This is a genomic window from Pseudomonas sp. UBA1879 (assembly GCF_002338065.1).
GTDB lineage: Bacteria > Pseudomonadota > Gammaproteobacteria > Pseudomonadales > Pseudomonadaceae > Aquipseudomonas.
On record NZ_DDHJ01000002.1, the window covers coordinates 26,545 to 46,928 of the forward strand.

Below are 20,384 nucleotides of genomic sequence, written 5' to 3' on the forward strand. Positions count from 1 at the left end.
CCCACACTGCGCCCTGTTGGGCAAACAGAACCGGCTCGATTCAATAGTGATACCACTTCAACTCCAGCATCACTTCATTCACCGGCGACGTCAGCTCGCTGAACTCGCGTTGAGCGCTCAGCCGCAGTCCCAGGTTTCGCGACAATTCCCACTGCTGATTCAGACTGATCGTGCGACGCACTTCGCCGTTGGTGAAGTAGTCGCCTTTGCCCTCAAGACTCAGATTGCCCAGCGGATTGCGCCATAGCACGCCTGTATTGAAACCCGCCGCAGGCGAGACGAGCGCGTCGAAGTCATTGTTGTGTTCGATGCGCACTGTCCCCAGCGCAAAGCCTAGCGCGTCATCCCCTAACTTCCAGGTGCCGCCCGCGCCGCCGTTGACGTGGCTAACGAGGTTTTCATCGCCATGCTTCCCAAGCACGCGCTCAAGACCGCCTGCGACTTGCCACGACCAGGGTTGCAGTAGCTCGTTACGCGGTGTGAGCGAGCGGATAGTGGCGAGATCCAGCTGCTGCACCTGCCATTTGTTGTTCTCGTACTGGCGCAGTTTCAATTGCAGAATTTCAATCTGAGCGCCGAGTGGGAAGCCGTAGGCATTATCGTTCAGGTCGTGATAGGCCATGCGCAGCCCGTATTCAGCGAAAGCCTTGTCGTCCCGCGTACCCGCGCCGAGCTGCCAGGTGCGGGATTCGTGGCCGTCTTCAGGCAAACCTGGACGTTCGATTTCCAATGCTGGCGGCGGGTTGCTGCTGATCGCCCTCAACAGATCGTAGCTGCGTTGCGAGCGGGCAGCATCGCGCTCTTCGCCATTGGCGCGATAGCGTTCGAGCCGATACGCCGCATCTTGAATCAATGCTCGGCGGTCCTTCGGTACGGCGAGGTATTCCGGGGTTTGCAACTGTTGCTGGTCGGCGCTGACCTTCAGCACCCACTGCTTTTCATCGTGATTCAGGGGCTCGGCGCGGCTCAGCAGCTCGCGCTCTTTCGACGGCCGATAATCGATCTTCTCCACCAGCCCGGCGTCTTTCACGGCGCGTACGGTGTCGGTGGGAATGGCCGTCAGGCGAAATTGCGGCGTGAGGTTCAGGCTCGGACGCGCGACCTGCAACAGCTCCAGCAGACGGTAGGAGCAGTTTTCATCGAAGAAGAAATAGCCGAAGCGAATCTGCTTAAGTTCCCACACGTGCTCCACCATACGCCGCGTTTCTTCTGGCGTCAGGTTCAGGCGGTATTCCCACAAATCACGGTTTTCGAGACTGCGGTACTCGGAGAGTTTTTCCTGATACGGCACGAGCGCGAATAGGCCGGGGTAGCCACCCATCAGGCCTTTCCACGCGTAAAGAATGCTGTTGTCCGAGCCTTCGATGTAAGCGCCGAAATTGATCGCGTAGCTGAGCAGGGCGGTCTTGTTCGCCTGCACATTGGCCTGGTCGATACGCAGCAGGGTGTGGCCGAACATCGACGAGGGGCTGTTGAGGTAGGCGGCGGGGAAGATCATGACGGTGCTGTCCGGCGCCACGTCAGAGAACCATTTGTTGAATTCCTTGCAGTCCACGGCCGGCAGGTCAGTGAGCTTCAGCTCGGTCCGCAGAAAGCGCGTGCGCGAAGGGTAGACGCATTGCGGATGCAGATCTTCCTTGCCTTGCACGACAGGGCGATAAATCGCGTCGAGGGTCGCGGCCAGTTCAGCCTTGGGGTCATGGGCGCCATCGACAGCGAGAAAGAATTTGGGGTCATCGACATAGCTACGCCAGCCGCCGAGCTTGCCGGACTCATAATGGCCGATGGCGATCCAGAACCTGGAATCGGCCAGTTGCTGCAAACGTGCATTATCGACATGTGGCGCGGCATACAGCGGGGCGCAGACACAGAGCGCCAGCCAGGCAAGGCGTTTGAGCATAGAGTGGCAACTAATCAAAGAGGGGCGGAAGGCGTTAAAAATCCTGCCTCCCGAGAGGGGAGGCAGGTGTCACGACTTTAGGCTTGAGTTGCGTATTTGGCCAGAGTCGGATCGTTCTTCAGGACGTCGATGGTGTTGGTGTGCACGTCTTCAGCAGTGGCATCGGCCTTGTTGAAGATCTGGGTGTAGTGCTCGTGGGTGACAGCGGCGAAGTGCGCACGGTCTTCCGGTGCTACGCCCAGCACGACCGCGTAAGTGGTCAGTGCTTCGCCTTGGCCCATGGCCATGTCTTTGGAAAGCTCGTCCATCATGCCGTTCATGGCAAACCAGGATTTGCCGCCGTAGGTCAGCGCGCTGTTGGTGGAGCAACCGTTGGTGCCCGAGGTCATGCCGAACGTGGCGTTACCGGAGGTGCCGTTGGTAGTGGATGCCAGGAAGTGCGCCGGCGTGCCGCGTTGCCCTTCGAACAGCATGTTGCCCCAACCGCAGTCTGGGCCGCCTGGGGCTTGAGCCATGGCGTTCAGGGATGCTGCGGCGAGGAGAGTACCAAGAAGAATCCGTTTCATAGCTTTAGTCTCTGTTGTTTCAACCAAGGGTCGGAGTCCTGACCGATAACGGCGTCAGGTCGGGCCGGTTATTCGTTTTGTACCGGCCGCGCAGCTTGGAGTTTAGGCACGATCTGAACGTTCCGTGGGTTATTGCAGTTTGTTGCATGTAGCCCACGGCCTTCGGGGCGTGTAAGACGCTTCCTGATGAAGAAAACGATTGCGCGAGTTCTTGCCTTGCCAGTCCGGTGCAGCGAGCGCCAGAATGCCCCCATCTGCCCCGCCTGATGTAAGGATGTCCGATGCCCGATTCTGTTGCTGCCAGCCTGCGACTTGCGCCTGAGGCGCTGACCCGCCCCTTTTCCGCTGAACAGTTCAGCTTCACGACAACCAACGATCTGGAACCCTTTCGCGGCGTACTCGGCCAGGAGCGAGCAGTCGAGGCCTTACAGTTCGGGGTCGCCATGCCCCGTCCTGGCTACAACGTTTTCGTCATGGGCGAACCCGGCACCGGGCGCTTTTCGTTCGTCAAGCGCTACCTGAAGGCCGAGGGCAAGCGCCTGCAGACCCCGTCCGACTGGGTCTACGTCAATAATTTCGACGAGCCCCGCGAGCCTCGCGCCGTAGAGTTGCCACCGGGCAGCGCCAGTTCGTTCATCGCAGACATAAACGGACTGATCGACAACCTCCTGTCGACTTTTCCTGCCGTGTTCGAGCACCCGTCTTACCAGCAAAAGAAAAGCAGCATCGACCGCGCGTTCAATCAGCGCTACGACAAAGCGTTGGATGTGATCGAGCGCCTGGCGCTGGAAAAAGACATCGCCCTTTATCGTGACAGCACCAACATCGCCTTCACCCCAATGCTGGAAGGCAAGGCGCTGGACGAGGCCGAATTTTCGCAGTTGCCGGAAGCCGACCGCGAGCGTTTCCACACCGATATTTCGGCGCTGGAAGAGCGGTTGAACGAAGAGCTCGCCAGCCTGCCGCAGTGGAAGCGCGAGTCCAACAATCAGATGCGTCAATTGAATGAAGAGACCATCATTCTGGCGCTGCAGCCCTTGTTGGCGCCGCTCTCCGAGCAATACGCCGAGAACGCTGCGGTCTGCGCCTATCTGCAGGCCATGCAGGTCAATCTGCTGAAAACCGTGGTCGAGCAACTGGTCGACGACAGCAAGACCGACGCTCAGGCGCGCAAGCTGCTGGAAGAGCAATACTGCCCGAGCCTGGTGGTCGGGCATTCGGCCAGCGGCGGGGCGCCGGTGGTGTTCGAGCCGCACCCGACCTACGACAACCTGTTTGGTCGCATCGAATACAGCACCGACCAGGGCGCGCTGTACACCACGTATCGCCAACTGCGTCCGGGGGCGTTTCATCGGGCCAATGGCGGCTTCCTGATCCTCGAAGCCGAGAAAATGCTCAGCGAGCCGTTCGTGTGGGATGCCCTCAAGCGTTCGCTGCAATCGCGCAAGCTCAAGATGGAATCGCCGTTGGGCGAGCTGGGCCGTATCGCGACTGTGACCCTGACGCCACAGACCATTCCGTTGCAGGTCAAGGTCATCATCATTGGCGCTCGTTCGCTGTATTACACGCTTCAGGACCTCGATCCGGACTTCCAGGAGATGTTCCGGGTGCTGGTGGACTTCGACGAAGACATCCCGATGGTCGACGAAAGCCTGGAGCAGTTCGCGCAATTGCTGAAAACCCGTACCTCAGAAGAAGGCATGGCGCCGTTGACTGCCGACGCTGTCGCGCGACTGGCCACCTACAGCGCTCGGCTCGCTGAGCATCAAGGGCGGTTGTCGGCGCGAATCGGCGATCTGTTCCAGTTGGTCAGCGAGGCGGATTTCATTCGCAGCCTGGCCAACGACGAACGGACCGATGCCGGGCACATCGAGCGCGCGCTCAAGGCCAAGGCCACCCGCACCGGTCGCGTGTCCGCCCGGATTCTCGACGACATGCTCGCCGGGATCATCCTGATCGACACCACAGGCGCCGCAGTTGGCAAATGCAACGGCTTGACCGTGCTGGAAGTCGGCGACTCGGCCTTCGGGGTGCCGGCGCGTATTTCCGCGACGGTGTATCCGGGCGGCAGCGGCATCGTCGACATCGAGCGTGAGGTCAACCTCGGCCAGCCGATCCACTCCAAGGGCGTGATGATTCTCACGGGGTATCTGGGCAGCCGTTATGCACAGGAATTTCCGCTCGCGATTTCCGCGAGCATCGCCCTCGAACAGTCCTACGGCTACGTGGACGGCGACAGCGCTTCGCTGGGCGAGGTGTGTACGCTGATCTCCGCGTTGTCGAAGACACCGCTCAAGCAGTGTTTTGCTATCACCGGCTCCATTAACCAATTCGGCGAAGTGCAGGCGGTAGGCGGGGTCAACGAGAAGATCGAAGGCTTCTTCCGACTCTGCGAAGCCCGAGGTCTGACGGGCGATCAGGGCGCGATCATCCCCCAAGCCAACGTCGCAACGCTGATGCTCGACGAGCGTGTGTTGCAGGCGGTGCGCGCCGGGCAATTCCACGTCTACGCCGTGCGTCAGGTGGACGAGGCGCTGAGCCTGTTGGTCGGAGAGCCAGTGGGGGAAGCCGACGAAGAGGGGCAATTCCCGGAAAATTCGGTCAATGGCCGGGTCGTGGATCGTCTGCGGGATATCGCTGAAATGCTCAGCGAAGATGATCTGAAAGAGCTCGAAAAAGAGGCGCCACAATTACAGCCAGAGCTGAAAAGTTAAGGCTTTGACGTCAATGAAACAGGGCGTTTGATGGCAAAATGACCATTCGGCGCCCTTTTCGTTTTTACGCTTTTCCTGTGGGGTATTTCTTCGATATTGTCGGGTTGCAGCAGTGGTCAAAGGGACTGACGCGTTTCCTTCGCTGTACCAAGGGAATGAATACTGCAATCAACGAGGAGCTCGCCATGCCGCGCAGCCTCTGTCTTACTCGCCAATGCCTGGGTCTCGAGACCCGTATCGAATGTGTGGTTCGCCCTCTCTCTGGCGATAACGGTATGTGGACTTTGCTGTTCGCTGCCGGGATGTCTGGAGAACAACCTTCCGCGTTAAAAGCGCAGGGTCCATTTCATGGCCCGGTCGCTGCCGAGTCCGTGCTGGACGCAATAGCCGAAAGCCTGGCGCTTCATGGTTATCAGACGGCGGAAGAAATCCCGATCTGGAGTCTTCACCTGCAAGGTGAATTGCGACGGATCAATGGCGACGCCACCCATGGTCAGCGGACCTCCCCGGTCAGCTGATAGTCACCGACAGATCGACGAACGCCCCGTGGTATTGCTGTCATTGAATGTTGTGGCGGTGTTCGTTGGTTGCCATTGGCATCAGCCTTGGCTGCTTAAGTGTTTCATTTCTTTTCATCACCACTTGTGCCAACAGACCATGACCCTATACTCCCGGGCTTTCAATTACCTGTGAGCTTCAATGGAACGGTTTATCGAAAATGCCATGTACGCATCGCGCTGGTTGCTGGCGCCGATCTACTTTGGTTTGTCCTTGGGTCTTCTGGCGCTGGCGCTGAAGTTCTTCCAGGAAATCTTTCACGTCATCCCTAATGTGTTTTCCCTCGCTGAGTCGGACCTGATCCTGGTGCTGCTGTCGCTCATCGACATGGCGCTGGTTGGCGGCCTGCTGGTGATGGTGATGATCTCGGGCTACGAGAACTTCGTGTCCCAGCTCGACATCGATGAAGACAAGGAAAAGCTCAACTGGCTGGGCAAAATGGACTCTTCGTCGCTGAAGATGAAGGTCGCCGCGTCCATCGTGGCCATTTCCTCCATTCACCTGCTGCGGGTGTTCATGGATGCCAAGAACATCGAGACCCAATACCTGATGTGGTACGTGATCATTCACATGACCTTCGTGGTATCGGCATTTGCGATGGGGTATCTGGACAAGCTGACCAAACATTGAGGTCGGATAGCTGACTACGCCGTAGCAGCTCCGCTTGCCGGTGGTGCTTGGCCATTCCCTGTAGGAGCCGACACGCCGGCTCCTACAGTGGGCGTTTTGAACAGAAACTGACCAGCGGCCCGGCTTTTTTCTTGTGCTCTCACCACGCTGGACGAGACTTGTCACTTGCTCTCCCTCCTGGATCAACGACGACCCTCTCATGAACCTTCAGGAACTCACCGCTCACGCCAGTGCTGGCCGCATCGACGAACTCAACCTTATCTCCATGGAAGGCGGCATCTACCTGCTCGAAGCGCGCATGCACGGCGCTGCGCACCCGCTGAACGATGCCCAGGGAAAAATCCTGCATCTGCGCTCGGTCGAACACGCCAGGGACGTGCTGCAATCGGTCTCGGGTCTGCCGTTCAATCTGGTGCACGCCGTGGTTCACGACGAGATGTGTGGCATCCACGACACCGAAGAGCAGGTCGTGCGCGTTCCCATCTCCATTCGCTCGGCCTGGTGACGGCGGGTTGCTTGCCTAGGGCGCGGAGGGCAGATGTGCTAGGCTGCTCGGCCTTTTAGTTCAGGGCGCCTGCGGGCGTTCATCAAGCGGAGCAGCAGCATGTCCGAAGTCAATCTGTCCACCGACGAAACCCGCGTCAGCTACGGCATCGGTCGCCAGCTGGGTGACCAACTGCGCGACAACCCGCCACCGGGCGTCAGCCTGGACGCTATTCTGGCCGGTCTGACCGATGCATTCGGCGGCCAGCCAAGCCGTGTCAGCCAGGAAGAAATGGCGGCTAGCTTCAAGGTGATCCGTGAAGTCATGCAGGCCGAAGCGGCTGCAAAAGCGGAAGCCGCTGCGGGTGCTGGCAAGCAATACCTGGCTGAAAACGCCAAGCGTGAAGGCGTCACGACGCTGGAGTCGGGCCTGCAATTCGAAGTCATCGCCCAAGGCGAAGGCGCTCAGCCAACCCGCGAAAGCAACGTGCGTACTCACTACCACGGCATGCTGATCGACGGCACCGTCTTCGACAGCTCCTACGATCGTGGCGAGCCCGCTGAATTCCCGGTGGGCGGCGTGATCGCGGGTTGGACTGAAGCATTGCAGCTGATGAAAGCCGGCAGCAAATGGCGCCTGTACGTGCCGAGCGAACTGGCCTATGGCGCTCAAGGGGTTGGCAGCATCCCGCCACACAGCGTGCTGGTGTTCGACGTCGAGCTGCTTGACGTCCTCTAAGACAGCGGCAAGCTGCAAGGGGTGAGCTTTCCGTTAAAAGCAGTGCGTCGTTGACTGGCCTTGATCGTACAGTCGACGACGAAAAGCTTGCGGCGTGTAGCTCGCCACTTGCAGCTGATTAATGAAGTTCACAGGCCGGGCGCAACGCTCGGGCGTAGCAGAACAAGAACAGGCTGCGCACCATCTCTTTTTGAATCCCCGGTTCGCATGAGCTGAGGCTGTTGACGTCCAGATCCCCCTGATCCCGCAATTCGTCCAATGCGTCTTCTTCCAGCACCGCGCATACCTCGCCGGTTTCGCGATGCAAAATGCGCAGGTAAGGGTGTGGTCGATCCAGCCAAGCATCGATCAGATAGGTCATGTCGGTTCTCCTTGAAAAGTTTCAATGAGAATAATTCCTATCTGAGGAATAGCAAGGATCTATTTGAGATTGATTCGCATTTTGCAGCAAAACTGATTTGAGTCATGCTGGACGTCCCTACCGTTTATTCTCTCCCTGGGCAATCGTTGTAGGAGCCACCAAGCCGGCTGCTACAAGACTTACGGCGCCATAACGAAAACGCCCGTCGCTAGGACGGGCGTTTCAGTGGAGCAGGACGTCGATCAATGCGTGCGGGCGACAGCGAACTCGCTCAACTCGATCAATGCATCCCGGTATTCGCTGGCAGGCAGGACGTCCAGACAGGCGATGGCGCGGGCCACGTAATCACGGGCTAACTGAGCGGTGTAATCCAGTGCGCCGGATTTCTCGACAGCATCGCGAATGCTTTCGAGGTCTTCGAGGCCGCCTTTCTGAATGGCTTTGCGCACCAGTGCCGCTTGCTCAGGCGTGCCTTCGCGCATGGTGTAGATCAACGGCAGCGTCGGTTTGCCTTCCGCCAGGTCGTCACCAATATTCTTGCCCATGGTCTCGGCATCGCCGCGGTAGTCGAGCAAGTCGTCAACGAGCTGGAAGGCGATACCCAAGTGATCGCCGAACGTACGCAGCGCTTCGCTCTGGTCATGGTTGGCGTTGGCCAGGGCGGCGGCGCTGTGAGTCGAGGCTTCGAACAGCATGGCTGTCTTGCCACGAATCACTTCCATGTAGGTTTCTTCGGAGGTGCTGGCGTCGCGAACCTTCGACAACTGCAGCACTTCACCCTCTGCGATGACACGCGTGGCCTTCGAGAGGATCTTCATGACCGGCATCGAACCCAGCTCGACCATCATTTCGAAGGAGCGGGAATAAAGGAAGTCGCCCACCAGAACGCTGGGCGCGTTGCCCCACATGGCGTTGGCGGTCGAGCGGCCCCGACGCATCCCGGACATGTCGACCACATCGTCGTGCAGCAGGGTGGCGGTGTGCAGGAATTCGATGGTCGCCGCCAGCAAACGCAGATTATCGCCGCCGCTGCCCAGCGCTTTACCGCACAGCAGGACCAGCAATGGACGCAGACGTTTGCCGCCAGCTGAAGTAATGTAGTCGCCGATTTTCGAGACCAGCGGCACGCGCGATGTCAGCTGCTTCTTGATAATGTGGTCGACGGCTGTAAAGTCGTCCGCCACAGCGCGGTAGAAGGCTTGGGGTTGCATCAGCGAGACGTGCTCCAGAAGGGTTGCGCGGCATGCTAGGTCGCAGGCCCCACCCTGTCAAGGCGTGACGTAACGCCGCTTGCAAGGCGTTCGCGGCTTGCGTACAATCGCGCACCCTAACTTTCCTGGGCAGCACCTGCCTTACGCAATTGCATGACGCGCCTTTCCAGCCCCATGCAGCCATGCCAGCCGATACTCTTCTTATAAAGCGCTGGGTGAGCAGGATTTTCGGAGAAATACCATGTCGTACGCAGTAATCGTTACCGGTGGCAAGCAGTACAAAGTCGCCCCAGGTGAATACCTGAAAATTGAAAAGCTGGAAGTCGCTACTGGCGAAACCGTTACCTTCGACCGCGTTCTGCTGGTTGCCAACGGTGATGACGTCAATATCGGCGCTCCAGTCGTTGCCGGTGCTACCGTTGTGGCTGAAGTGATCTCCCAAGGTCGTCACGATAAAGTCCGCATCATCAAGTTCCGTCGCCGTAAGCACCACATGAAGCGTATGGGCCACCGCCAGTGGTTCACCGAGATCAAAATCACCGGTATCCAGGCCTGAATTTCAGCCTGATACCCTAATAGGAGTATTGAACTCATGGCACACAAAAAAGCTGGTGGTAGTACCCGTAACGGTCGCGACTCAGAAGCCAAACGCCTTGGCGTCAAGATGTACGGCGGCCAGGTCATCGTTCCGGGCAACATCATCGTGCGTCAGCGCGGCACCCAATTCCACGCTGGCTACGGCGTTGGCATGGGCAAGGATCACACCCTGTTCGCTAAAGTCGAAGGCGTGATCAAGTTCGAAGTCAAAGGCGCCTTCGGTCGTCGCTATGTAAGCATCGTGCCAAAGGCTCAAGCCGCGGCATAATCTTGCAGTCTCGGGTCGTTCGAAGGCGTACGTGCCTTCGCGCTGCTCGAGCAAAAAAGCCCTGTCGATGACAGGGCTTTTTCGTTTGTAGAAGTGCTGGTTTTGGTGAGTCTCTTGCAAAGCTGTTTGTGTGGGCCGTTGTGGTGTGAAGTCGCTGGTTTTTGATCGGTATCGCAACGCTCATCTTTGCAAGAGCCTTATGAATTTATGTTGTTTGCTCGTCTTTGTGACGGGAGGCGTGCGTTATGAAATTTGTTGATGAAGTATCCATACGGGTGAAGGCCGGTGACGGCGGCAACGGTTGCATGAGCTTCCGTCGCGAAAAATTCATCGAAAACGGTGGCCCTAACGGGGGTGACGGTGGCGATGGCGGCTCGATCTTCATGATCGCCGACGAAAACCTCAACACCCTGGTCGACTACCGCTACACCCGTCACTTCGATGCCGAGCGTGGCTCCAACGGCGGCAGCACGGATTGCACCGGCCGCAAGGGTGAAGATCTGGTCCTGCGCGTCCCGGTCGGCACTACCGTCATCGATGCCAGTACCCAGGAAATCATCGGCGACTTGACCAAGGCCGGTCAGCGCCTGCTGGTGGCGCACGGCGGCTGGCACGGTCTGGGTAACACCCGCTTCAAATCCAGTACCAACCGCGCGCCGCGTCAAACCACGCCGGGCAAGCCGGGCGAGCAGCGTGATCTGAAGCTGGAAATGAAGGTCCTGGCGGACGTGGGTCTTTTGGGCTTGCCGAATGCGGGCAAGAGCACCTTTATCCGTTCGGTATCGGCCGCCAAGCCCAAAGTCGCCGACTACCCCTTCACCACGCTGGTGCCGAACCTGGGCGTGGTCAGTGTCGACCGCTGGAAAAGCTTCGTCATCGCTGACATCCCGGGGCTGATCGAAGGCGCCTCAGATGGCGCAGGTTTGGGCATTCGCTTCCTCAAACACTTGGCGCGTACCCGCTTGCTGCTGCACCTCGTCGACATGGCGCCGCTGGATGAGAGCGATCCGGCTGATGCTGCGGAAGTGATCGTCAACGAGCTGGTCAAATTCAGCCCGGCGCTGTCGGATCGTGATCGTTGGCTGGTGCTGAACAAGTGCGACATGCTTCCGGAAGATCAGCATGAAGCAGTCAAGGCGCAGATCATCGAGCGTCTGAACTGGACCGGCCCGGTGTACATGATCGCGGCGATTGCCAAGCAGGGCACCGAGCGCCTGAGCCACGACATCATGCGTTATCTGGAAGACCGGGCGGATCGTCTGGCCAATGACCCGGCCTACGCCGAAGAGTTGGCTGAACTGGATCAGCGTATCGAAGACGAGGCACGAGCGCAGTTGCAGGCGCTGGACGACAAGCGTGCGTTGCGCCGCAGCGGCGTGAAAAGCGTGCATGACATGGGTGATGACGATTGGGACGAAGATTTCGAGGACGATGAAGACGGTCCGGAAATCATTTACGTTCGTGAGTGATCGACTGAAGTAAACTACAACGCCGCTGAATTCAGCGGCGTTTTAGTATCTCGGATTTGTACTCTCTGGCTTAAGGTTGAAAGATCATGCGGAGCAAGGTGACAGGTGCCCAGCGTTGGGTCGTGAAGATCGGAAGTGCGCTGCTGACGGCGGACGGCAAAGGTCTTGATCGCAACGCGATGGGTGTTTGGGTCGAGCAGATGGTGGCGCTGCATGAGGCGGGCGTCGAGCTGGTTCTGGTTTCTTCCGGCGCGGTGGCGGCCGGGATGAGTCGACTGGGCTGGGCTGCGCGACCGAGTGCCATGCATGAGCTTCAAGCCGCGGCCGCAATCGGCCAGATGGGCCTTGTTCAGGCTTGGGAGTCCAGCTTCGCGGAGCATGGCCGCCACACGGCGCAAATTCTGCTGACCCATGACGACCTGTCCGACCGCAAGCGCTACCTCAATGCGCGCAGCACCCTGCGCACGCTGGTCGAGCTGGGTGTCGTGCCGGTCATCAATGAAAACGACACGGTCGTGACTGATGAAATCCGCTTTGGCGACAACGATACGCTCGCAGCGCTGGTTGCCAATCTGGTGGAGGCCGATCTGCTGGTCATCCTCACCGACCGCGACGGCATGTTCGATGCCGATCCACGCAATAACCCTGAAGCGCAGTTGATCTACGAAGCCCGCGCCGATGATCCGGGGCTGGATGCTGTGGCGGGCGGTGCCGGCGGCGCGCTGGGTCGCGGAGGGATGCAGACCAAGCTGCGTGCTGCGCGTCTGGCGGCACGATCGGGTGCACACACGGTCATCGTAGGTGGCCGCATTGAGCGCGTACTGGCGCGCCTGAAGGCCGGCGAGCGACTGGGCACACTGCTGTCGCCTGAGCGCGAGATGTTGGCGGCGCGCAAGCAGTGGCTGGCCGGACATCTGCAAACCCGTGGCACGCTGGTGCTGGACGACGGCGCAGTCAAAGCGCTCACTGAAAGCCACAAGAGCCTGTTGCCGGTGGGGGTAAAAGTGGTGCAGGGCAGCTTCCGTCGAGGCGAAATGGTGGTGTGCGTGGCTGCGGACGGCCGCGAAATCGCCCGTGGCTTGAGCAACTACAGCGCACTCGAAGCGCAGAAAATCATTGGTCTGCCGTCAGACTCCATCGTTAAAACGTTGGGATACATGGCAGAACCCGAATTGGTCCATCGCGACAACCTGATTCTGGTGTGAATCGGGCTCTCTGATACAGGAAACTGCAATGCGATTCGTAAGAAGCTTGTTGGGCGCTTTGCTGATGTTGCCCGTATTGGCATCAGCTGAAGAGATTGGTCAGGTATCGACCGTATTCAAATTCGTCGGCCCGAACGACCGGATCGTCGTCGAGGCATTCGACGATCCCAAGGTCGACGGTGTGACCTGCTATTTGTCGCGTGCCAAGACAGGCGGGCTGAAGGGTGGGTTAGGCTTGGCCGAAGATCGTGCCGAAGCATCGATTGCCTGTCGCCAGGTTGGCCCCATCCATTTCAAAGGTGAGCTCAAGGACGGCGACGAAGTGTTCAAGGAGCGTACGTCTCTGGTGTTTAAGACCATGCAGGTCGTGCGCTTCCTCGACAAAAAGCGCAATACGCTGGTGTACCTCGTCTACAGCGATCGCGTGATCGAAGGCAGCCCGCAGAATGCGGTCACAGCGATTCCGATCGTGCAGTGGTCACCTGCGCCTGCACCTTGAAGTGATTTTTTGGGTGTTGCCGCTGTTGTAGGGGCTGGTCTGCTGTTGAACGCGGAAGATCAGTCGCCACTTCCGTTCCTGTCACGCCACTTTCGCCAGTGCGCAGGCACTCGATAGGGGTTGTGGTGGCGGGTAAATCGCAGGCAATAAAAAACCGACCCTGAGGTCGGTTTTTTGTAAACAGTCGCTTAGGCTGCAGCTTGGTTCAGAGCCTTGACGTGACCGTTCAGGCGGCTCTTATGGCGAGCAGCTTTGTTCTTGTGGATGATGCCTTTATCGGCCATGCGGTCGATAACTGGCACGGCCAGAACATAAGCAGCTTGCGCTTTTTCAGCGTCTTTTGCGTCGATGGCTTTCACTACGTTCTTGATGTAGGTACGAACCATGGAACGCAGGCTGGCGTTGTGGCTGCGACGCTTCTCAGCCTGTTTTGCACGTTTTTTGGCGGAAGGTGTGTTGGCCACCGTCGAGCTCCTCGAAAGACTTGGGAAATAGCTAACAAAATAGGCCGCGAATCATGCCGATGAGTTTGGTGCTTGTCAAGGGCAGTTGATGCGTTCCGCTGAGTGGTCGCCGTGTGATGCCGTGGTCATTTCTTTCCGGCGTGCGACCTGTAAACTCGCGGGTTTTGGCTCAGTGCTGTTTTGCGGCGCGGAGTATCGCATAAATGGCAAGCGCTTTGGCGCTTCCTTTGGTCGGGCGCACAACCTTTCGATGAATCTACTCAAATCGCTTGCCGCCGTTAGCTCTATCACAATGCTTTCGCGGGTTCTGGGCTTTATCCGCGACACCATTATCGCCCGGGCTTTCGGTGCCGGGATGGCGACGGATGCTTTCTTTATCGCCTTCAAATTGCCTAACCTGCTGCGCCGGATTTTTGCCGAGGGCGCCTTCTCTCAGGCATTCGTCCCGATCCTTGCGGAATATAAAAGCCAGCAAGGGGAGGAGGCGACCCGGACGTTCGTTGCGTATGTCACTGGGTTGCTGACCCTGGCGCTGGCGGTGGTCACGGTGCTGGGCATTCTGTTCGCGCCATGGGTGATCTGGGCGACGGCACCGGGTTTCGCCGACACGCCGGAAAAATTCCAGCTGACCTCCGATCTGCTGCGCGTGACCTTTCCTTATATATTGCTGATTTCACTGTCATCGCTGGCGGGGGCCATTCTCAACACGTGGAACCGGTTCTCGGTGCCCGCCTGCGTGCCGACGCTGCTCAACCTGGCAATGATCTTCTTCGCGCTGTTTCTCACGCCATATTTTCACCCGCCAGTGATGGCCCTCGGGTGGGCGGTGCTGGCGGGCGGCCTGTTGCAACTGCTGTATCAACTGCCGCACCTCAAGAAGATCGGCATGCTGGTGCTGCCGAGGCTTAACCTGAAGGACGCGGGTGTCTGGCGCGTGATGAAACAGATGCTGCCGGCCATGTTGGGGGTATCGGTTAGTCAGATTTCCCTGATCATCAACACCATCTTCGCGTCGTTTCTGGTGGCTGGCTCGGTGTCGTGGATGTACTACGCCGACCGTCTGATGGAGTTGCCATCGGGGGTGCTGGGTGTGGCGTTGGGTACGATTTTGCTGCCGATTCTTTCCAAGACTTACGCCAACCGGGACCGTCAGGAGTATTCGCGCATTCTGGATTGGGGTCTGCGTCTGTGTTTCGTGCTGGTGCTGCCCTGCACCCTGGCGCTTGGATTGCTCGCCGAGCCGCTCACTGTTTCGCTTTTTCAATATGGCAAGTTCGATGGTCACGATGCCGCGATGACTCAGCGTGCGCTGATCGGTTACGCCGTCGGGCTGCTCGGCATCATTGTGATCAAGGTGTTGGCTCCAGGCTTCTACGCTCAACAAAATATTCGCACGCCGGTGAAAATCGCCATCTTCACCCTCATAGTGACGCAAGCCTTCAACGTATTGTTCGTCTATGGCGTACAGCTGGCCCATGCCGGGTTGGCATTGGCCATCAGCATGGGCGCGTGCCTGAATGCTTTGCTTCTTTATTGGCAACTCCGCAAACAGGACCTGTACCAGCCGCAACCGGGTTGGCCTGCGTTCCTGATCAAGCTCTTCGTGGCAGTCTTGGTGATGTCGGCTGTTCTGCTGGGCTTGATGCACGTGATGCCATCCTGGTCGGACGGGCAAATGATCGAGCGGTTTGTCCGGTTGGGCGGGTTAGTGGTTGCGGGGGTGATTGCCTATTTCGGCATGTTGCTGTTGCTGGGGTTTCGCCTCAAGGATTTTGCCCGCAAGGCAATCATGTAGGATCAGTCGTCGGTTTTTGCCGGTTAACGCCGATTGTTGTTGTTTGGCAGGATGCGTCGCCTGTCGTTGACGGCGGTGTGTGGTTATAATCGGCCACTTTATGAGCAAGAAGCGCGTTATGCAGCTGGTTCGAGGCCTTCACAACCTGCGCCCCCAGCATCGGGGCTGCGTCGCCACTATTGGCAATTTCGACGGCGTTCATCGTGGCCACCAGGCGATCCTGGCGCGGTTGCGTGAGCGCGCCGTGGAATTGGGCCTGCCCAGTTGCGTCGTGATTTTCGAGCCGCAGCCGCGTGAGTTCTTCGCGCCCGAGACAGCCCCGGCGCGTCTGGCGCGCTTGAGAGACAAGCTTGATCTGCTGGCCGCCGAGGGCGTCGATCTGGTGCTTTGCCTGGCGTTCAATCAGCGCTTGTGCAAACTGAGCGCTGCCGAATTCGTCGACACCGTGTTGATCGACGGCCTGGGCGTGAAGCATCTGGAGGTCGGTGACGATTTTCGTTTTGGTTGCGACCGGCTAGGCGATTTCGCGTTCTTGCAGAAGGTCGGTGCCGAAAAAGGCTTCAGTGTCGAAGCGGCGCAGACGGTCGAAATTGAAGGTGAGCGCGTCAGCAGCACCAAGGTGCGCACCGCGCTGTCTGCCGGGGACTTTGCCCTCGCCGAGCGGCTGCTGGGGCGGCCGTTCGAGATATCAGGCCGTGTACTGCATGGACAGAAGCTGGCGCGTCAATTGGGTACGCCGACCGCAAATGTGCAGCTCAAGCGCCGTCGCGTGCCGTTGACCGGGGTTTATCTGGTCAGCGCGCAGATCGACGGCAAGGTGTGGCCGGGTGTTGCCAACATTGGCGTGCGGCCTAGCGTGGCGGGGGATGGACGTCCCCACCTTGAAATACATCTGCTGGATTTTGCCGGTGATATCTATGGCCGGCGCCTGACGGTGGTCTTCCACCAAAAGCTGCGTGATGAGCAGCGTTTTGCCTCGCTTGAGGCGCTTAAGACGGCGATCGATGCGGATGTCGCTGCCGCCCGTGCCCACTGGGGCATGGTCAACCGCTAATTTAGAGCCTGAAATGACCGACTACAAAGCCACGCTTAATCTTCCGGACACCGCCTTCCCAATGAAGGCCGGCCTGCCCCAGCGCGAGCCGCAAACTCTGCAGCGCTGGGACAGCATTGGCCTGTACCAGAAGCTGCGCGAAATTGGCAAAGATCGTCCAAAGTTCGTCCTGCACGACGGTCCTCCGTACGCCAACGGCAACATCCACATCGGTCATGCGGTCAACAAGATTCTCAAGGACATGATCGTCCGTTCGAAGACCCTGTCGGGCTTCGACGCACCTTATGTGCCGGGCTGGGACTGCCACGGTCTGCCGATCGAGCACAAGGTCGAAGTCACTCACGGTAAAAACCTGCCTGCCGACAAAACTCGCGAACTGTGCCGTGCGTATGCCGCCGAGCAGATCGAAGGTCAGAAAGCCGAATTCATTCGCTTGGGTGTGCTGGGCGATTGGGCCAACCCGTATCGCACCATGGACTTCGTCAACGAAGCCGGGGAGATCCGTGCGTTGGCCGAAATGGTCAAGAATGGCTTCGTGTTCAAGGGTCTCAAGCCTGTTAACTGGTGTTTCGATTGCGGTTCTGCCCTGGCGGAAGCGGAGGTCGAATATCAGGACAAAAAGTCATCGACCATCGATGTCGCCTTCCCGGTCGCCGATGCCGACAAGCTCGCTGCGGTGTTTGGCCTTTCGAGCCTGAGCAAACCTGCAGCCATCGTGATCTGGACCACCACGCCGTGGACCATTCCGGCGAACCAGGCGCTCAACGTTCACCCTGAATTCACCTACGCGCTGGTGGACACCGGTGAGCGTCTGCTGGTGCTGGCACAAGAGCTGGTCGAAGCGTCCCTCAAACGCTGGAATCTCGAAGGTTCGGTAATGGCGACTGCACCGGGTGCGGCGCTGGAGCGCGTCAACTTCCGTCACCCTTTCTACGATCGTCTGTCGCCGGTTTACCTGGCCGAGTACGTCGAGCTGGGCGCAGGCACCGGCGTGGTTCACTCCGCCCCTGCTTACGGTGAAGATGACTTCGTGACCTGCAAGCATTACGGCATGACCAACGACGAGATTCTGACCCCGGTGCAGAGCAACGGCGTGTACTCGGAATCGTTGGAATTCTTTGGCGGCCAGTTCATCTGGAAGGCCAATCCGGCCATCATCGATAAGCTGCAGGAAGTCGGTGCGCTGCTGCACACCGAAACCATCACCCACAGTTATATGCATTGCTGGCGCCACAAGAGCCCCCTTATCTACCGCGCTACCGCGCAGTGGTTCGTGGGCATGGACAGGCAGCCTGCTTCGGGCGATACCTTGCGCAATCGTGCGGTCAAGGCCATCGAAGAAACCAAATTCGTCCCTTCGTGGGGGCAGGCGCGTTTGCATTCGATGATTGCCAACCGCCCTGACTGGTGCATCTCCCGTCAACGCAACTGGGGCGTGCCGATCCCGTTCTTCCTGAACAAGGAAAGCGGCGAACTGCATCCGCGCACCGTTGAGCTCATGGAAGAAGTGGCCAAGCGCGTCGAGAACGAGGGCATCGAAGCCTGGTTCAAGATGGACGCCGCGGAATTGCTGGGTGATGAAGCTTCGCAGTACGACAAGATCTCTGACACGCTGGACGTCTGGTTCGACTCGGGCACCACGCACTGGCATGTTTTGCGTGGTTCGCACCCAATGGGCCACGACAGCGGCCCACGCGCCGACCTGTACCTGGAAGGTTCTGACCAACACCGCGGCTGGTTCCACTCGTCCCTGCTGACCGGCAGTGCCATTGATGGCCATGCGCCGTACCGTGAGCTGTTGACCCACGGCTTCACCGTCGACGAGAACGGCCGGAAGATGTCCAAGTCGCTGGGCAACGTGATCGCGCCGCAGAAGGTCAACGACACCCTGGGCGCCGATATCATGCGTCTTTGGGTTTCGGCCACCGATTACTCCGGCGAGATGGCCGTTTCCGAAACCATCCTGCAACGCAGCGCCGACGCGTACCGTCGTATCCGCAACACCGCGCGTTTCCTGCTTTCCAACCTGACTGGCTTCAACCCGGCGACCGACCTCTTGCCGGCAGATGAAATGCTGGCGCTGGACCGTTGGGCCGTGGACCGCACGCTGTTGCTGCAACGTGAGCTGCAAGAGCACTACGGCGAATACCGTTTCTGGAACGTCTACTCGAAAGTGCACAACTTCTGCGTGCAGGAGCTGGGCGGCTTCTATCTGGATATCATCAAGGACCGCCAGTACACCACCGGCGCCAACAGCAAGGCGCGCCGTTCGTGCCAGACGGCGCTGTTCCATATCTCTGAAGCGCTGGTGCGCTGGATCGCTCCGATCCTCGCGTTCACCGCTGACGAGCTGTGGCAATACATGCCGGGCGAGCGCAACGAGTCGGTCATGCTCAACACCTGGTATGAAGGTTTGAGCGAGCTGCCGGAAGGGTTCGAGCTGGACCGCGCCTACTGGGATCGCGTCATGGCAGTGAAGGCGGCAGTCAACAAGGAACTGGAAAACCAGCGCACGGCGAAGGCCATCGGTGGCAACTTGCAGGCCGAAGTGACGCTTTACGCCGAGGACGCCTTGACAGCCGATCTGGCGAAACTGGGCGATGAGCTGCGTTTCGTGCTGATCACGTCCAAGGCGGGCGTAGCGCCCTTCGTCAATGCACCGTCCGATGCTGTAGTGACCGACGTCGCTGGTCTGAAGCTGAAGGTGGTCAAGTCGGGCTACACCAAGTGCGCCCGTTGCTGGCACTTCCGCGAGGACGTCGGTGTGAGCGCCGAGCACCCGGAAATCTGCGGTCGTTGTGTCGACAACATCAGCGGTGCAGGTGAGGTTCGTCACTATGCCTAATGCGTCGGCTGGCCGTATGGGCCGCTTGAGCTGGCTGTGGTTGAGCGTGCTTGTCGTGGTCATTGACCAGGCCAGCAAGTTCTACTTCGAGAACGCCCTGACCCTGTATCAACAAATTGTTGTCATCCCCAGCTATTTCAGCTGGACGCTGGCCTACAACACGGGTGCAGCCTTCAGTTTTCTGGCGGACAGCTCGGGCTGGCAGCGCTGGTTGTTCGCACTGATCGCGGTGGTGGTCAGTGCAGTGCTGGTGGTCTGGCTGAAGCGTTTGGGACGTGATGACACTTGGCTCGCGATTGCGCTGGCCCTGGTGTTGGGCGGCGCGCTGGGCAATTTGTACGACCGCATTGCGATCGGCCATGTCATCGACTTCGTGTTGGTGCACTGGGACACCCGCTGGTACTTCCCAGCCTTCAACTTCGCGGACAGCGCCATTACTGTCGGCGCGATCATGCTTGCTCTGGACATGTTCAAGAGCAAGAAAACCGGAGAGCCCGTTCATGACTGAACACGCCATTCAAGAAACACGCATCGGTCAGAACACGGAAGTTACCCTGCATTTCGCTCTGCATCTGGAAAACGGCAACACCGTTGACAGCACGTTCGACAAAGCCCCGGCGACCTTCAAGGTCGGCGATGGCAACCTGTTGCCCGGTTTCGAAGCGCTGATCTTTGGCTTCAAGGCGGGCGACAAACGCAGAGTCGAAGTGCCGCCCGAAAACGCCTTCGGTCAGCCCAACCCGCAGAACGTGCAGGTCATGCCGCGCTCGCAGTTTCAGAACATGGAATTGTCCGAGGGACTGCTGGTGATCTTCAACGATGCCGCCAATACTGAGCTGCCGGGTGTGGTGAAGGCATTTGACGACGATCAGGTCACTGTCGATTTCAACCATCCGCTGTCGGGCAAGACGTTGACCTTCGAAGTGGAAATTCTCGAGGTGAAGGCGCTCTGAGAATTGTCAGAGCGTACGGCCCCGACACCGTTCGGGGCCTTTTCGTTTTTATGTTTCATAGCGCGTAGACACG

Annotated in this window: 20 protein-coding genes; 15 read left to right on the forward strand and 5 right to left on the reverse strand. The window is 58.8% G+C overall.

The genetic code is table 11. The features are described from left to right. Positions 1–40: 40 nt before the first annotated feature. Both B3N48_RS01895 and B3N48_RS01900 read right to left on the reverse strand, forming a co-directional pair. Positions 41–1,900: a DUF4105 domain-containing protein gene (locus tag B3N48_RS01895; RefSeq protein ID WP_296178844.1), complete on the reverse strand. Its 1,860-nt coding sequence runs from the start codon at positions 1,898–1,900 to the stop codon at positions 41–43. Positions 1,901–1,977: 77 nt separating this feature from the next. After that, a complete protein-coding gene (locus tag B3N48_RS01900; RefSeq protein WP_166598365.1) occupies positions 1,978–2,466 on the reverse strand; it encodes a DUF3015 domain-containing protein in 489 nt (162 codons plus the stop codon). A gap of 281 nt (positions 2,467–2,747) precedes the next feature. Here B3N48_RS01900 and B3N48_RS01905 point away from each other — a divergent pair, with 281 nt between their 5' ends. The 5 genes from B3N48_RS01905 (at position 2,748) to B3N48_RS01925 (ending at position 7,590) form a co-directional block, all read left to right on the forward strand. After that, the gene (locus B3N48_RS01905) at positions 2,748–5,180 is read left to right on the forward strand and encodes a Lon protease family protein (RefSeq protein ID WP_296178845.1); all 2,433 of its coding nucleotides are present in this window, start codon (positions 2,748–2,750) and stop codon (positions 5,178–5,180) included. 185 nt (positions 5,181–5,365) lie between these two features. Next, entirely contained in the window at positions 5,366–5,698 is a 333-nt protein-coding gene (locus B3N48_RS01910) for a hypothetical protein (protein WP_296179129.1), read from the forward strand. Positions 5,699–5,879: 181 nt separating this feature from the next. Further along, positions 5,880–6,368: a TIGR00645 family protein gene (locus B3N48_RS01915; RefSeq protein ID WP_166598367.1), complete on the forward strand. Its 489-nt coding sequence runs from the start codon at positions 5,880–5,882 to the stop codon at positions 6,366–6,368. A 199-nt stretch (positions 6,369–6,567) separates the two neighbouring features. After that, positions 6,568–6,873: a DUF6482 family protein gene (locus B3N48_RS01920; protein ID WP_296178846.1), complete on the forward strand. Its 306-nt coding sequence runs from the start codon at positions 6,568–6,570 to the stop codon at positions 6,871–6,873. Between the two features lie 99 nt (positions 6,874–6,972). After that, positions 6,973–7,590, forward strand: a complete 618-nt coding sequence (locus B3N48_RS01925; protein ID WP_296178847.1) for an FKBP-type peptidyl-prolyl cis-trans isomerase — start codon at positions 6,973–6,975, stop codon at positions 7,588–7,590. A 118-nt stretch (positions 7,591–7,708) separates the two neighbouring features. Here the strand turns inward: B3N48_RS01925 and B3N48_RS01930 are convergent, their stop codons facing one another. Together B3N48_RS01930 and B3N48_RS01935 are read right to left on the reverse strand one after the other, a co-directional pair. Continuing rightward, on the reverse strand, positions 7,709–7,951 hold the full coding sequence (locus B3N48_RS01930) for a hypothetical protein (protein ID WP_166598370.1): 243 nt from the start codon (positions 7,949–7,951) through the stop codon (positions 7,709–7,711). Between the two features lie 242 nt (positions 7,952–8,193). Continuing rightward, complete coding sequence (locus B3N48_RS01935; RefSeq protein WP_296178848.1) at positions 8,194–9,162, reverse strand: polyprenyl synthetase family protein; 969 nt, start codon at positions 9,160–9,162, stop codon at positions 8,194–8,196. 241 nt (positions 9,163–9,403) lie between these two features. Between B3N48_RS01935 and rplU the strand changes: the two genes are divergently transcribed. The 5 genes from rplU to B3N48_RS01960 all read left to right on the forward strand — a co-directional run bounded on the left by rplU (position 9,404) and on the right by B3N48_RS01960 (position 13,200). Further along, a complete protein-coding gene (gene rplU / locus B3N48_RS01940; RefSeq protein ID WP_093464734.1) occupies positions 9,404–9,718 on the forward strand; it encodes a 50S ribosomal protein L21 in 315 nt (104 codons plus the stop codon). A 36-nt stretch (positions 9,719–9,754) separates the two neighbouring features. Further along, the gene (gene rpmA / locus B3N48_RS01945; RefSeq protein WP_093464730.1) at positions 9,755–10,027 is read left to right on the forward strand and encodes a 50S ribosomal protein L27; all 273 of its coding nucleotides are present in this window, start codon (positions 9,755–9,757) and stop codon (positions 10,025–10,027) included. Between the two features lie 245 nt (positions 10,028–10,272). Next, positions 10,273–11,496: an Obg family GTPase CgtA gene (cgtA, locus tag B3N48_RS01950; RefSeq protein WP_296178849.1), complete on the forward strand. Its 1,224-nt coding sequence runs from the start codon at positions 10,273–10,275 to the stop codon at positions 11,494–11,496. A gap of 86 nt (positions 11,497–11,582) precedes the next feature. Continuing rightward, a complete protein-coding gene (gene proB, locus B3N48_RS01955; protein ID WP_296178850.1) occupies positions 11,583–12,701 on the forward strand; it encodes a glutamate 5-kinase in 1,119 nt (372 codons plus the stop codon). A 28-nt stretch (positions 12,702–12,729) separates the two neighbouring features. Next, the gene (locus B3N48_RS01960) at positions 12,730–13,200 is read left to right on the forward strand and encodes a CreA family protein (protein WP_296178851.1); all 471 of its coding nucleotides are present in this window, start codon (positions 12,730–12,732) and stop codon (positions 13,198–13,200) included. A 188-nt stretch (positions 13,201–13,388) separates the two neighbouring features. Here the strand turns inward: B3N48_RS01960 and rpsT are convergent, their stop codons facing one another. After that, positions 13,389–13,664, reverse strand: coding sequence for a 30S ribosomal protein S20 (gene rpsT / locus B3N48_RS01965; protein WP_296178852.1), 276 nt, complete (start codon positions 13,662–13,664; stop codon positions 13,389–13,391). Between the two features lie 250 nt (positions 13,665–13,914). Here rpsT and murJ point away from each other — a divergent pair, with 250 nt between their 5' ends. The 5 genes from murJ to B3N48_RS01990 all read left to right on the forward strand — a co-directional run bounded on the left by murJ (position 13,915) and on the right by B3N48_RS01990 (position 20,311). Beyond that, a complete protein-coding gene (murJ, locus tag B3N48_RS01970) occupies positions 13,915–15,459 on the forward strand; it encodes a murein biosynthesis integral membrane protein MurJ (protein ID WP_296178853.1) in 1,545 nt (514 codons plus the stop codon). Between the two features lie 118 nt (positions 15,460–15,577). Beyond that, positions 15,578–16,513, forward strand: a complete 936-nt coding sequence (gene ribF, locus B3N48_RS01975) for a bifunctional riboflavin kinase/FAD synthetase (RefSeq protein WP_296178854.1) — start codon at positions 15,578–15,580, stop codon at positions 16,511–16,513. Between the two features lie 13 nt (positions 16,514–16,526). Then, entirely contained in the window at positions 16,527–19,358 is a 2,832-nt protein-coding gene (ileS, locus tag B3N48_RS01980) for an isoleucine--tRNA ligase (protein ID WP_296178855.1), read from the forward strand. Next, a complete protein-coding gene (lspA, locus tag B3N48_RS01985; protein WP_296178856.1) occupies positions 19,351–19,866 on the forward strand; it encodes a signal peptidase II in 516 nt (171 codons plus the stop codon). Before ileS ends, lspA begins: the two co-directional genes overlap by 8 nt. Beyond that, positions 19,859–20,311, forward strand: coding sequence for an FKBP-type peptidyl-prolyl cis-trans isomerase (locus B3N48_RS01990; RefSeq protein ID WP_296178857.1), 453 nt, complete (start codon positions 19,859–19,861; stop codon positions 20,309–20,311). The genes lspA and B3N48_RS01990 overlap by 8 nt, the downstream gene beginning before the upstream one ends. Positions 20,312–20,384 lie beyond the last annotated feature (73 nt).